This is a genomic window from Streptomyces sp. NPDC037271 (assembly GCF_055603605.1).
This window is the reverse complement of sequence record NZ_JBVJVN010000037.1, coordinates 6,235-18,858: the sequence shown is the minus strand read 5'-3', so window position 1 is coordinate 18,858 and position 12,624 is coordinate 6,235. Positions and strand designations below refer to the sequence as shown.

The following is a 12,624-nucleotide window of genomic DNA, read 5'->3' as shown; positions in this document are numbered from 1 at the left end:
GCCGAGAGGGTGAGCACCATGCGCGCACTGACTGTCCGCCCCGGCCGGCCCGGCTCGCTCGGGGTGGAGGAGGTCGCGGACCCCGAACCGGCCGCCGGTGAACTCCTGGTCCGTGGGGTGGCCCTGGGCCTGTGCGGTACGGACCGGGAGATCGCCTCGGGCGAGTACGGCCGGGCGGCGCCGGACCGCGGCCGGCTGATCCTCGGCCACGAGTCCCTGGGGCGCGTCGCCGAGGCGCCGCACGGCAGCGGATTCGACCCCGGCGACCTGGTGGCCGGCGTGGTGCGGCGCCCGGACCCGGTGCCCTGCGGCGCCTGCGCGCACGGAGAGTTCGACATGTGCCGCAACGGCCGCTACCGCGAACGCGGCATCAAGGAGCTCGACGGGTACGGCGCCGAGCTGTGGTGCCTGGAGACCGACTACGCCGTGCGCGTCGACGCCGCGCTGGGACTGGCGGGTGTCCTCATGGAGCCGGCCAGTGTCGTGGCCAAGGCATGGGAACAGATCGAGAGGGTGGGTGCCAGGGCCTGGTTCGAGCCCCGCAGGGCACTGGTGACCGGCGCCGGCCCCATCGGCCTCCTCGCCGCGCTGCTCGGCCGGCAGCGCGGCCTCGACGTTCATGTCCTGGACCGGGTCACGGACGGACCCAAACCGGACCTCGTGCGGGCCCTGGGAGCCACGTACCACAGCGACGCGGCGGGCGACGTGCTCACCGCCGTACGTCCGGATGTCGTGGTCGAGGCCACCGGGGCCGCCGCGCTGGTGTGCGAAGCGATCCGCGGGACGGCGGCGTACGGCATCGTCTGCCTCACCGGCGTCTCGCCCGCCGGGCGGCGCCTGACCCTCGACGCGGGCGCGGTGAACCGCGCCATCGTGCTGGAGAACGACGTGGTGGTGGGTTCCGTCAACGCCAACCTCCGCCACTTCCGGCAGGCCGCCGACGCCCTGGCGCGAGCCGACCGGGAATGGCTCCACCGGCTTCTCACCCGCCGCGTGCCGCTGGAGCGGGCGGCATCGGCGTTCGAGCGGCACGCCGATGGCATCAAGACGGTGATCACACTGGAGGGCGGCGCGCGCTGACCGCTCACGGCACGGCCCGGGGGAGCACGTGACGACGGCGGCGACCGGCTGTGACCGAGCCGGCCGGGATCGGGGTCAGGGGTCCGTGCGCTGCTGCTCACGCATGCGCTCGTTGTGCCAGGCGATGGCGGCACGTATCTGCGGCTCCTGGAGCCCCGTCCGGCAGCCGAGCTGTTCCATGGAGAGCCCCGGCGGACCCGTGGTCAGGGTCCGGGTGAGCTTCGCCGCCCACAGTTCCTCCTCCACGAAGGGCCGGTGCGCGTAGCCCGCCTTGACCACGTCGAAGTGGTCGTCGCAGCACGCGGTGATGAGCCGCAGCCCGTCGGCCCAGGTGTGAACGGAGTGCGCCGCGGAGGAGTCCGGCACGTAGCCGCTGACGGACTCGTTCGCGGGGAAGACCCTGGCGCACAGGTCGCACAGCTCCACGGGGACCGGCTTCGCGGCCCGGCGGCCCTTCCTGCTCTTGCGCTTCCACATGGCGACTCCCGGGGGTCGGCGTCCGGAATGCCGGAGTTACCCGCAGGGCGGGGAGCAAACGCCCCGCGGGTGACAACCCCGGCCCGGCCGGACGCCGCTACACCAGCCTGACCGGCAGCTCGAAGAGGTCGTTCTGTGTGACCACCGGCTTGTTGCGCAGCTCGGACACCGGTACCGCCAGGTCCAGGCGCGGGAACCGGGCGTAGAGCGCGGGCAGCGCCACGCCCGCCTCCAGCCGGGACAGGGCCGCGCCGGGGCACACGTGCGGGCCGTGGCCGAAGGAGATGTGCCGGCTGGGCGAGGTGCGGGTGATGTCGAACTCGCCCGCCGTCGGACCGTGCGCCTCCTCGTCCCGGCCCAGCGCGCCGTACGACACGATCAGCGCGTCTCCGGCGGGTATCACCTTCTCGCCGACCGGGACGTCCTCGGTCGCGAAGCGGATCAGGACGTGCGAGGTCGGCGTCGAGTAGCGCAGCGTCTCCTCGATCACCGCGGACCACTCCGCCTCCCCGGAGAGCACCAGGGCCCGCTGCTCGGGGTGCGCGGCGAGGTTGACCACGGAGTTCACGATGAGCGAGATCGTGGTCTCGTGACCGGCGGCCACCATCAGCTGGAGCGTGGACACGATCTCCGCGTCCGTGAGGTGGTCGCCGTTCTCGGACGCCTGGATCAGCGCGCTGGTCAGGTCGTCGCCGGGAGCGGCGCGCTTCGCGGCGACCGTGTCGGCCATGATCCCGGCCAGCTCGGTGAGGGTCGCGACGACCTCCTCGGGCGGCGTCTGCGTCGAGAAGAACTTCTCGAACAGCACCTTCAGCCGCGGCAGCCGCGCCTCCTCGATGCCCATCAGGTCGGCGACGACGTACATCGGCAGCGGGTAGGCGAAGGCCGCCTTGAGGTCGACGACGCCGCCGTCCGCGGGCAGCTCGTCGAGCAGCCGGCCGGTGAGCTCGGTGATCCGCCCCCGCATGTGCTCCACCCGGCGCACCGTGAGCGCCTGCGCCACGAGGGTGCGCAGCCGGCGGTGCTCCGCGCCGTCCACGGTGAGCATCGACCGGCCGGGGTTGGCCAGCCCGATGAGCGGCCAGTCGGCGGGGATCTCGCCGCGCTGCCACGCCCTCCACACGTTGATGTCCTTGACCAGGCGGGGATCCGTGAGGAGGGCCTTGGCCTCGGCGTGGTGGGTGACGGCCCAGACGGGTACACCGCCGGGCAGTTCCACGGCGGCCAGCGGCCCGGCCGCGCGCAGCCGGGCGCTCTCGCCGTCCAGGTCGGTGACGAACGGGTCCAGCGGGATCGTGGCCTCTTCGGCGCCGGTGCTCATGCTGACGTGCCTCCCAGGGCAGTGGTCGGGGTGAACCGCACGGGCAACTCGGTCAGCCCCCGCAGCCAGGGCGAGGGGCGACGGATGAGGGGCCCGGCGGGCACGGCCAGGTCGATGTCCGGCAGCCGGTCGGCGAGGAGGCCCGCCAGGGACGTGGCCAGGTGCGTCTGGCCGGCGATGGCCCGTTCCCGGCCGTCGGGCAGGCGCTCCCGCTCCTGTCTTTCCCGCTCGGCCGGCCGCGCCCGGTCCTGAGCCGGCCCCGCCGCGTCCGCGCGGGCGGAGTCCAGCAGGCGGCGGGTGGCCCGTTCCCGGTGCACGGCGTGCACGGCCACCGTCACGGCCACGCGGAGCAGGATGGCCGCGGCGCTCGCGCCCAGCCCGAGCGGAACGCGTACCGAGGACGGTGCCGCGGCGACGGCACCGCCGACGACGAGTGCCGACACCGCCGCGCAGGGCAGGGCCGCGGGTGCGAGGGCGCGGGGACCGTGGCGGTCGCCGGGGCGGGCGGGCGCGGTCATCAATCGGGTCCTCGCCAGGCCGCCGGGGCGGCCCTCGTGTCGTCCTTCGGGCGCATGTGACGACATCTGTCACACGGCAGGCAACTGGCGATCACTATACGAGAGTTCGTGATCGAAATGAGAAGAGTCCCCTGCGAATCCCTACCCGTTCGAACGCCGCGTGCTGCCGGTGACATCCGTCCGGCAGGGCGCGTCACAGACGCTCGTCGGCCACGTCGTCCTCGGTCGGTGCCTGTCCGGTCCCGCCGCGGCCACCGGCTCGGAGCCGCCGCAGCCGGTCGAGGCGGGAGATCACCGGCGAGGCGGTCACCCCGTGCAGGACGACGGAGGCGAGGACGGTGAAGGCCACCACGGCCCACAGCTCCCCGGCCGGGACGTGAAAGCCCTCCGTGCCGAGCGCGTGGGCGAGGTAGAACAGCGAGCCGATGCCGCGGATGCCGAAGAAGGCGGTCACGAGACGCTCCCGGGGGCCCGCGGCCGTGCCGAACTGCGCGACCCAGCCGGTCAGCGGCCGGGCGACGAGCAGCACGAGCAGACCGACCGCCCCGCCCTGCCAGGTCAGGTCGGCCAGGGCGCCCTGCGCGACACAGACGCCCAGCAGGAAGAGGAGCCCGGCGGTCAGCAGTCGTTCGACCTGCTCGACGAAGTCGTGCAGCACCGCGTGGTAGCCGTGGTCGCGTTCGGCTGCGCGGATGCGGCAGGCGGTGACGAAGACGGCCAGGAACCCGTAGCCGTGGGCGAGTTCGGTGACGCCGTAGGAGAGGAACGTGGCACCCAGGGCGACGAAGCCCTCCCGGTGCTCGGACAGCCGCACCGCGCGCCGGCCGGCGCGGAAGAAGAGCCAGCCGAGCAGTGTGCCGACGGCCAGGCCGGCCAGCACTCCGACCACGCACCCGTACAGCACGTCGACCAGCAGCCAGTGCCCGACCCAGTCGCCGGACAGGCCGGTACCGGCCGCCGCGGTCAGCGCGATCGCCGCCATGACGACGGGGAAGGCGAGGCCGTCGTTGAGGCCGGCCTCGCTGGTGAGCGCGAAACGCACCTCGTCCTCGTCGTGCTCGGAGTCGGTCGGCGCGCCCACCCGTACCTCGGAGGCGAGTACCGGGTCGGTGGGCGCGAGCACGGCCGCGAGCAGCAGCGCGGCGGCCGGCGGCCAGTCGAGCAACCACCAGGCGAGGAGCCCCGTGACCGCGATGGTCAGCGGCATGGTGATGCCGATCAGCCGCCACGGTGCCCGCCAGCGGCGCAGGCCGAAGGGGCGGTTCAGGGCCAGCCCGGCGCCCATCAGGGAGATGATCAGGCAGATCTCGGTGAGGTGCTCCACCCAGACCCGGTCGCGCACCAGGTCGATCTCCGGCAGGGGTGCGGGCAGCAGTTGCAGTGCGACCCCGCAGGCCAGGAAGACGAGCGGCATGGACAGGGGCCGTCCGGCCACCAGCCGGGGGAGTACGGCCGCCGCGAGCGCGCCCGCGCCGAGGACGGTGAAGAGGAAGTCAGCCAAGGTCACCGCTGACGTGTGCCCGCTGCCTGGCGGCCGTACGCCGGCCGTCCGGCAGGATCCCGGCGTGGCCCCCGAGGTGGCTCAGGGCAGACCGCCCTGGTCGCAGACCTGGCGGGCGACGTCACGGAGCTTCACGTTGCGGTCCTGCGAGTAGCGGCGCAGCGCGGCGAAGGCCTGGTCCTCGGTCAGTCGGTGCCTGCCCATGAGGATGCCCATGGCCTCACCGACGGTGTGCCGGGTACCGATGGCCTCCTGCAGCTGGGCGTGCGTGCGGGCGCTGGAGAAGGCGACCGCGGCGTGGGAGGCCAGCAGCCAGCCGGCCGTCTCGCTGGCGTCGGTGAACGCGCCGGGCCGGTACGAGTAGATGTTCAGCGCCCCGAGATCCTCGTCCTCGGTGAACAGCAGGAAGCCCATCATGCTGCCCAGGCCCAGCTTGCGGGCCTCGGGCACGTACTTGGGCCAGCGCCGGGCCTCGTCGGTGAAGTCGGCGATCCGGAACTGCCGCGGCTCCTCGGAGGTGCGCGCGGCGTCGAAGCACGGTCCTTCCCCGACGCGTCCCTGAAGCTCGTCGCTGTCGACGACCACCTGGTCGGTGGGGGCCAGCGACCGCACGTGGTCGCCGCGCAGGATGAGGATGCCGGCGGCGTCACAGCCCTCCACCAGCTCCTTGGCCGAACCGGTGATCCGCTCGAGCGTGTCGTTCACCGATTCCTGCGCCAGCAGATCACGCGCCAGGGAGGCCATCTGCTGTGCGAACACACGCCAGTCCTCCATACCGTTTCCTCCTCGCTCCCTGGAGGAGTGCCCCGCGGACGGCCGGACGCAACAGGGAGATCGCGCCCGCATCGGCGTCCGGTGCGCCCTGGTCACCGCGTTCCCCCGCACAGCCGTCGCCGCACCGCTTTCACCCGCACAGCCGTCGTCGCCGCACCACGGGCGCCCTCGACGGCGCGGCCGGCTGCCGCGCCGGCTGCTCACCGGGCGACTGCCCGGTGAGGTCCCAGGACTCCCGGCTCACCGCCGGATGAGACCGAGGGCGGTGGCGGTGGCGACCGCGGCGGTGCGGGAGTCCACGTCCAGCTTGGTGTAGACGCGGGCCAGGTGGGACTTCACCGTGCCCTCGGTCAGATGGAGCCGCTCGGCGACGTGCTGGTTGGACAGGCCCTCGGCGACCAGGGCGAGGACCTCGGTCTCCCGGCGGGTCAGCGAGGTGTGCGGCTCCCGCAGGCGGGTCATCAGCCGGTCCGCGACCGTGGGCGCGAGCGCGGTCCGGCCCGTCGCCGCGGTGCGCACGGCGGCGGCGAGGTCCTCGGGCGGCGCGTCCTTGAGGAGGTAGCCGGTGGCTCCGGCCTCGATGGCGGGCAGTGTGTCGGCGTCGGTGTCGTACGTGGTGACGATCAGGACGCGCGGTGCCCCCGGTCGCGCGGTGATCGCGGCCGTGGCCTCCGCGCCGTTCATGCCCCTGCCGAACTGCAGGTCCATCAGGACGACGTCGATGTCGCCCCGCTCCGCCCGCTCGACGGCCTCCTCGGCGGTCGCGGCCTCGGCCGCCACCGTGATGCCCTCCTCGGTCGCCAGCACCGCGCGCAGCCCCGCACGGACGACGGGGTGGTCGTCGGCGAGCAGCAGACGGATCGGCGGCGGGGTGGTCTCGGTCACGGCTGGGCCTCGGGGTGGTGGGGTTCATGAGGGTCGTCGGTGCCGCGGGCAGGGGCGGGCGCGGGCGTGTGCGGGAGCCGCGCGGTCAGCGCGGTGCCGCGCCCGGGAGCGGACTCGACGCGGAGCGTGCCGCCCAGGTGTGCATACGGGCCCTCATGGCGGCCAGTCCGAAGCCGCCCCCCTCCGGCCCGGGGGCGGACACGGCGGCGGGATCGAAACCCACCCCGTCGTCGGTGACGCCGAGGGCGACGGCGTCGTCGAGATAGCTCAGGGTCACCTCGGCGCCGTCGGCACGGGCGTGCCCGACCGTGTTGGCCAGCGCGGACTGCGCGACGCGCAGCAGGGCGACCTCCTGCGCGGTGGGCAGCGGGCGGGGCCGGCCGGCGAGGCGGAAGCGGACGTCGAGGCGGTGCCGCTCGGTCGTGGTGGCGCACAGCCGCTCCAGCGCGTCGGCGAGGGTCGTGTCGTCCAGGGCCGGCGGCGAGAGGGCGACGACGAACCGGCGGGCCTCGGCGAGGTTGTCCACCGCGGCCTGGCGGGCCTGGCCCACGTAGGTGGCCGCGGGTCCCGGCCGGTCGGGCAGGGCCCGCTCGGCGGCACGCAGCAGCAACTGGATGCTGGACAGGCCCTGGGCGAGCGTGTCGTGGATCTCCCGGGCGAGGCGCTGGCGTTCCTCCAGCACGCCCGCGGCCCGCTGGGCGTCGGCCAGGTCGGCCCGGGTGACGGTGAGCTCCTCGATGAGCCGGCGCCGCTCCTCGCTCTCGCGGTACAGCGCCTGGTAGCCCCACACCACCGCCACGGCGACGGCGGCCCCGAGCGCCGGGCCGATCGCGGTGGCCGCGGTGAACGTGCCTTGGTGGGCGGAGAACGCGGCGATCGCCGCGACCGCCGTGGCGGTCACCGCCACCGGCCCGGCACGGCGGGACAGCAGATGGAGCTGGACGAAGTACAGCGGGAACGCCAGCCACACCCCCTCGGCGGACAGGGCCAGCAGCACGAGCCACACCGCGCCGACCGCGCCCAGCCACGACGCGGCCGCACGGCGGGAGGCCCGGACGGCGGGCAGCGCCGGACCCACGGCGTACACCGCGCCCACCGCCGCCGCCACGGCGATCACGGCGGGGGCGTGCGGCCGGTCGTCCGTCGCCGCCCGCACCGCCGCCAGGGCGAGCAGGCCGGCCACGAGCAGGTGCAGGCTCCAGGCCAGGGCCCGGGTGGTGGGAGTCAGCGCGTTCACGATCACCCCAGCCTACGGACCGTGCCGGGGCCGGGCATCTGTCGAAAGGTGCAAGCCGGGCCGCACCCTTCGGCCCGTGAAGTCCCCGCCCAGGAGCGATGCCCGCGAGGCCTTCGAGCGGCGACGGTGGGACACGTCGCCGATTCCGTCGGCCGCGCACCCTGACTCCCACCGTTGTCGAAAGGCCGGGCGAAGACGTGTTTGTCGCCTTGAGAGACCTGACGTTCGCCGAGGGGCGGTTCGCCCTGATGGGCAGCGTCGTCGTACTGATCACCCTGCTGGTCGGGCTGCTGTCCGGGCTGACCGCCGGCCTGGCCCGCGAGAACATCTCCGCCGTCACCTCCCTGCCCGCCGACCGGATCGCCTTCGCCGCGCCGAGCGGCGGTCAGGACCTGTCGTACGCGAACTCCACCGTCACCGAGGACCAGTGGCGCCGGTGGGCGAAGGCGCCCGGCGTCCACCGCGCCGAGCCGCTGGGCATCACCACCACCAGGGCCGCCGCGGGCGACCGGAGCACCGGTGTCTCCGTCTTCGGCGTCGAACCCGGCTCGCCCCTGGCACCCGACGGCGACCGCGTCGACGACCGTACGGTCCTGATGCCGCCCGCCGCGGCCGGGGAACTCGGCGTGCGCGAGGGCGACACCGTCACCCTCGCCGGCCGGCCGCTGACCGTCGCCGCCACCGGTCGCGACGACTCCTTCAGCCACACCCCCGTGGTGTGGACGAGCCTGCGTACCTGGCAGGCCGTCGCCCCGCCCGCCACGGGCACCGGCGGACCCGCCGCGACGGTGATCGCCCTGGACACCGCCTCCGGCGCCGACACCGCGGCGACGGACCGGGCGGTGGGCACCGAGACCGTCACGAAGGACGAGTCGCTCTCCGCGATCGGCTCCTACACCTCCGAGAACGGCTCCCTGCAACTGATGCGCGGCTTCCTGTTCGCCATCTCCGCCCTGGTCATCGGCGCCTTCTTCACCGTGTGGACCATTCAGCGCAGCGGTGACATCGCCGTGCTGAAGGCGCTGGGCGCCACCACCGCCGCACTGCTGCGCGACGCGCTCGGCCAGGCCGTCGTCCTGCTGGCCGGCGGGACCCTCGCCGGCACCGCCGCCGCCGCGGCGATCGGCGCCTCGCTGTCCGGCCCGGCCGTCCCCTTCGTCCTCACTCCCGCCACCGTCCTCGTACCGGCCGCCGTGATGGTCCTCCTCGGCGCGCTCGGGGCGGGCCTCGCGGTGCGCCGCATCACCTCCGTAGACCCGCTGACCGCCCTGGGGAGCGCCCGATGAGCCTGCGCCTGACCGACATCACCCTCACCTACCCCGACGGCGACGGCCGCCTGACCGCCCTCGACCGCGTCACCCTGGACGTTCCGAGGGGCTGTCTGACCGCCGTCATCGGCCCCTCCGGCTCGGGCAAGTCCAGCCTGCTGGCCGTGGCGGCCACCCTCATCACGCCCGACACGGGCACCGTCACCGTGGACGGCACGGACACCACGGGGATGAGCCGAGGGGAGCTGGCCGACCTGCGCCGGCACCGGATCGGCATCGTCTTCCAGCAGCCCAACCCGCTGCCGGCGCTGACCGCGGCCGAGCAGCTCCAGGTGATGGCCCACATCGACGGGCGCGGGCCGCGCGCCGCCCGCGGCCGGGCGCTGGAGCTCCTCGACGCGGTCGGCATGGCGGACCGGGCCGACCGCCGGCCCCACCAGCTCTCCGGCGGCCAGCGTCAGCGGGTCAACATCGCCCGCTCCCTGATGAACGACCCCGGTGTGCTGCTCGTCGACGAACCCACCAGCGCCCTCGACCACGAGCGGGGCGCCGCCGTCCTCGGCCTGATCGGCCGCCTCACCCGGGAGCGGGGCACCGCCACCGTGCTGGTCACCCATGACCACGCCCATCTGGCCGCGGCCGACCGTGTCACCGAGGTGCACGACGGACGTCTGAGTCCGCGCGCACGGGTCGGCTGACCGCGGCTCAGGCGCCGTCCGGGTCCGGCCGCAGCCGGTCGGCGGCAGCCGGTGGCTGAATGCGCATGCCGGGGCGGCGCCGGTGCACGGTCAGGTACGTCACCCCGGAGGGGCCGGCCACGACGGCTCGGGTCGCGCCGTGCGGCAGCCAGGTCAGGACGCCCGGGCGCAGCGGACTCTCGCCGTCGGTGCGGAGCAGGACGGCCTCGCCGTCGAGGACGAGCAGCAGGACGTCGAGGTCCGGTTCGGTGTGCGTGTCGACCCGTCCCGCCGCGGGGACGCGGACCACGTTGGCGTCGAGCTGCCGCCCCGGTTCCGCGAGCTTCCACAGGGCGCCGGCCCTCGCGTCGCCACCGGGTGGCAGGAGTTCCGTGGTGTCGCACAGCACCCGGGGGAGGGGAGGACCGGCCGCCGGAGCGGGGGAGCCGCTGTCTTCCGCTGCCATCAGGTGTCACCGTCCGTCGTGGGACGTCCCGTGACGCACTCCACAGAGCCATCGTCGTAAGTAAACACGAATCCATTATGCGTATTTGATAGCGTCCGGGCTGTGCGGCTGACGAAGTTCACCGACCTGGCGCTGCGTTCCGTCATGCGCCTGGCGGTCGTGAGAGACGGTGACGCCCCGCCGACCACCCGCGAGGTGGCCGAGGTCGTCGGCGTGCCGTACACGCACGCGGCCAAGGCCATCACGCGTCTGCAGCACCTCGGCATCGTGGAGGCGCGGCGCGGTCGCGGCGGCGGTCTGACGCTGACCGGCCTGGGCCGGCACGCCTCCGTGGGCCGGCTGGTGCGCGAACTCGAGGGCGACGGTGAGGTGGTCGCCTGCGAGGGCGATACGCCGTGCCCGCTGCGAGGGGCCTGCCGGCTCCGCGGTGCGCTGCGGGACGCGCAGGAGGCGTTCTACGCCGCGCTCGACCCGCTGACCGTGGCCGACCTGGTGGCCTCGCCGACCGGGCCGGTCCTGGTCGGGCTGACGGGCCGCCCCGCCGGATGACGGAGTGGCCCGCTGCCGGGCGCCGAGCGGTGACCGGCGGGCCGGCGCCGAGCCGTGACCGAAAACACGCATATCATCTACCGATTAAGGAGTCGCTGTGCTCTCCGAACAGTCCGTCCCCGTGGTCCGGGCCACCCTTCCGGCGGTAGGAGCAGCCATCGGTGACATCACCACGCTGTTCTACCGGAAGCTCTTCGACGCCCACCCCGAGCTGCTGCGGGACCTGTTCAACCGGGGAAACCAGGCCAACGGGGAGCAGCAGCGGGCCCTGGCGGGCTCCATCGCCGCGTTCGCGGGCATGCTGCTGGAGCGCCCCGACGCCCGCCCGGACGTGATGCTCTCCAGGATCGCGCACAAGCACGCCTCACTCGGTGTCACCTCCGACCAGTACAAGGTCGTCCACCGTCATCTGTTCGCCGCGATCGCGGAGGTGCTCGGCGACGCCGTCACCCCCGAGGTCGCCGCGGCCTGGGACGAGGTCTACTGGCTGATGGCCAACGCGCTGGTGGCCGTCGAGACCCGCCTCTACCAGGAGGCAGGGGTCGCCGAGGGGGACGTCTGGCGCCGCATGGAGGTCGCCGAGCGCCGCGAGGAGAGCCCCGACGCGGTCTCCTTCGTACTCCGGCCGGCCGACGACCGTCCCACCCAGCCCTTCCGTCCCGGCCAGTACGTCAGCGTGCGGTCCGAACTGCCCGACGGCTCCCGGCAGATCCGCCAGTACAGCCTGTCCGCGGCGCCCGGCCGGTCCGACCTGCGCATCACCGTCAAGCGCGTCCAGGGCGACGGGCGGCCGGACGGCGAGGTCTCCTCCTGGCTGCACGCGCACACCCGCGAGGGCGACGTGCTCACCGTGTCCGCACCCTTCGGCGACCTGGCCCTGGCCGAGGACGACGGCCCGCTGCTGCTGGCCTCCGCCGGAATCGGCGTCACCCCCGTGCTGGCCATGCTCGACCACCTGGCCGCCGCCGGCGCCACCCGCCCGGTGACCGTCGTCCACGCCGACCGCACCCCCGCCGACCACGCCCACCGGCAGGAACAGCTCGACCTGATACGCGCGCTGCCCGACGCCCGGCTCCACCTGTGGTACGAGGAGCCCGGCGACCAGGCCCCGGAGGCAGCCGCCGGCCGCGCCGACCTCGCCGGTCTCGAACTGCCCTCGGGGCTCACGGCCTACCTGTGCGGCCCGGTGCCCTTCATGCGCGCCGTCCGCGGCGACCTGCTGCGCCGCGGTGTGCCGGCCCAGGCCGTCCACTACGAGGTCTTCGGCCCCGACCTCTGGCTCGGACAGCAGTAGCGGGAGGCGGTCGCACGCTCCCGGGCACGGGCGGCCGGGCCGCCGCGGGAACGACGTACGGGGCGTTAGGCCGCCGCGGTGAACGCGGTGGTGATGGCGGTGTCGACGCGGGCGTGCACGACCAGCCGCGGACCGGAGGTGTCGGCGTTGTCCTCCAGCAGCCGCCTGACGGGCGCGCTGTGGGTGACGACGCACATCAGGACGCCGAGCCGAGCGCACCACTGGTGGGCACGGAGCACGGCGCTGACGGCGGCGGGGCCGGAGGCCCGCTCGGTGAGAACGATGACGACGGGGGTCGGCTGGTGGGCGTCGACCAGGTTGGTGATGTGCGTGGTCAGCGTGGCCCGCCCGTCGATTCCCGGGTCCTGGTCCAGCGTGATGACCAGGACCCCATGCTCCAGGGTGTGGGACAGCATTGCGGCCTCCGATCCGACGCCTGATGGCGAAGTTGTGTTCAGTGAAGGCGCCCGGCACCGCGTCCGCAACGCGCCCCGGGGGGGGGGGGGGGGGGGGGGCTTGGGGGGGGGGGGGGGGGGGGGGGGGGGGGGGGGGTGCGCCCGCGAACCTTGTCTCTGTG

General features: G+C 74.3%; 12 protein-coding genes and 2 pseudogenes. 5 read left to right on the top strand and 9 right to left on the bottom strand.

The annotated features are described in order from the left end of the window. Positions 1–18: 18 nt before the first annotated feature. A complete protein-coding gene (locus ACZ7G3_RS34475) occupies positions 19–1,080 on the top strand; it encodes a glucose 1-dehydrogenase (protein ID WP_470930478.1) in 1,062 nt (353 codons plus the stop codon). 75 nt (positions 1,081–1,155) lie between these two features. Here ACZ7G3_RS34475 and ACZ7G3_RS34470 read toward each other — a convergent pair whose 3' ends face one another. The 7 genes and pseudogenes from ACZ7G3_RS34470 to ACZ7G3_RS34440 form a co-directional block, all read right to left on the bottom strand. After that, on the bottom strand, positions 1,156–1,557 hold the full coding sequence (locus tag ACZ7G3_RS34470) for a hypothetical protein (protein WP_426600940.1): 402 nt from the start codon (positions 1,555–1,557) through the stop codon (positions 1,156–1,158). 97 nt (positions 1,558–1,654) lie between these two features. Next, positions 1,655–2,878: a cytochrome P450 family protein gene (locus ACZ7G3_RS34465; protein ID WP_470930476.1), complete on the bottom strand. Its 1,224-nt coding sequence runs from the start codon at positions 2,876–2,878 to the stop codon at positions 1,655–1,657. After that, positions 2,875–3,018 (bottom strand): annotated as a pseudogene (locus ACZ7G3_RS34460) (cytochrome P450); the annotation flags it as partial. The gene ACZ7G3_RS34465 and the pseudogene ACZ7G3_RS34460, both read right to left, overlap by 4 nt. Before the next feature lie 571 nt (positions 3,019–3,589). After that, complete coding sequence (locus ACZ7G3_RS34455; RefSeq protein ID WP_470930474.1) at positions 3,590–4,903, bottom strand: cation:proton antiporter; 1,314 nt, start codon at positions 4,901–4,903, stop codon at positions 3,590–3,592. A gap of 75 nt (positions 4,904–4,978) precedes the next feature. Next, complete coding sequence (locus ACZ7G3_RS34450; RefSeq protein WP_470930472.1) at positions 4,979–5,671, bottom strand: GAF and ANTAR domain-containing protein; 693 nt, start codon at positions 5,669–5,671, stop codon at positions 4,979–4,981. A 240-nt stretch (positions 5,672–5,911) separates the two neighbouring features. Further along, the gene (locus tag ACZ7G3_RS34445) at positions 5,912–6,556 is read right to left on the bottom strand and encodes a response regulator (RefSeq protein ID WP_470930470.1); all 645 of its coding nucleotides are present in this window, start codon (positions 6,554–6,556) and stop codon (positions 5,912–5,914) included. Continuing rightward, positions 6,553–7,793: pseudogene (locus ACZ7G3_RS34440) on the bottom strand (sensor histidine kinase). The gene ACZ7G3_RS34445 and the pseudogene ACZ7G3_RS34440 overlap by 4 nt, the downstream one beginning before the upstream one ends. A 197-nt stretch (positions 7,794–7,990) precedes the next feature. Here ACZ7G3_RS34440 and ACZ7G3_RS34435 point away from each other — a divergent pair. Beyond that, complete coding sequence (locus ACZ7G3_RS34435) at positions 7,991–9,079, top strand: ABC transporter permease (RefSeq protein WP_470930468.1); 1,089 nt, start codon at positions 7,991–7,993, stop codon at positions 9,077–9,079. Beyond that, entirely contained in the window at positions 9,076–9,759 is a 684-nt protein-coding gene (locus ACZ7G3_RS34430) for an ABC transporter ATP-binding protein (protein WP_470930467.1), read from the top strand. Before ACZ7G3_RS34435 ends, ACZ7G3_RS34430 begins: the two co-directional genes overlap by 4 nt. 7 nt (positions 9,760–9,766) lie before the next feature. Here ACZ7G3_RS34430 and ACZ7G3_RS34425 read toward each other — a convergent pair whose 3' ends face one another. Continuing rightward, positions 9,767–10,204 (bottom strand): hypothetical protein, encoded by a 438-nt coding sequence (locus ACZ7G3_RS34425; RefSeq protein WP_470930465.1) that lies wholly within the window; start codon positions 10,202–10,204, stop codon positions 9,767–9,769. Between the two features lie 102 nt (positions 10,205–10,306). On the opposite strand from ACZ7G3_RS34425, the gene nsrR reads away from it, so the two are divergent. Together nsrR and ACZ7G3_RS34415 are read left to right on the top strand one after the other, a co-directional pair. Beyond that, positions 10,307–10,753 carry a nitric oxide-sensing transcriptional repressor NsrR gene (gene nsrR, locus ACZ7G3_RS34420; protein ID WP_470930463.1) on the top strand — a complete coding sequence of 149 codons (447 nt, stop codon included), beginning with the start codon at positions 10,307–10,309 and terminating at the stop codon, positions 10,751–10,753. A gap of 97 nt (positions 10,754–10,850) precedes the next feature. Further along, positions 10,851–12,047: a globin domain-containing protein gene (locus ACZ7G3_RS34415; protein WP_470930461.1), complete on the top strand. Its 1,197-nt coding sequence runs from the start codon at positions 10,851–10,853 to the stop codon at positions 12,045–12,047. Between the two features lie 65 nt (positions 12,048–12,112). Here ACZ7G3_RS34415 and ACZ7G3_RS34410 read toward each other — a convergent pair whose 3' ends face one another. Next, positions 12,113–12,463, bottom strand: a complete 351-nt coding sequence (locus ACZ7G3_RS34410) for a hypothetical protein (protein ID WP_426600951.1) — start codon at positions 12,461–12,463, stop codon at positions 12,113–12,115. Positions 12,464–12,624 lie beyond the last annotated feature (161 nt).

Bases quoted from the DNA above. Each gene is read 5' to 3' on its own strand.
- ACZ7G3_RS34450 (WP_470930472.1), bottom strand. From the start codon at position 5,671: ATGGAGGACTGGCGTGTGTTCGCACAGCAGATGGCCTCCCTGGCGCGT.
- ACZ7G3_RS34430 (WP_470930467.1), top strand. From the start codon at position 9,076: ATGAGCCTGCGCCTGACCGACATCACCCTCACCTACCCCGACGGCGAC.
- ACZ7G3_RS34475 (WP_470930478.1), top strand. From the start codon at position 19: ATGCGCGCACTGACTGTCCGCCCCGGCCGGCCCGGCTCGCTCGGGGTG.
- ACZ7G3_RS34410 (WP_426600951.1), bottom strand. From the start codon at position 12,463: ATGCTGTCCCACACCCTGGAGCATGGGGTCCTGGTCATCACGCTGGAC.
- ACZ7G3_RS34425 (WP_470930465.1), bottom strand. From the start codon at position 10,204: ATGGCAGCGGAAGACAGCGGCTCCCCCGCTCCGGCGGCCGGTCCTCCC.
- ACZ7G3_RS34470 (WP_426600940.1), bottom strand. From the start codon at position 1,557: ATGTGGAAGCGCAAGAGCAGGAAGGGCCGCCGGGCCGCGAAGCCGGTC.
- ACZ7G3_RS34465 (WP_470930476.1), bottom strand. From the start codon at position 2,878: ATGAGCACCGGCGCCGAAGAGGCCACGATCCCGCTGGACCCGTTCGTC.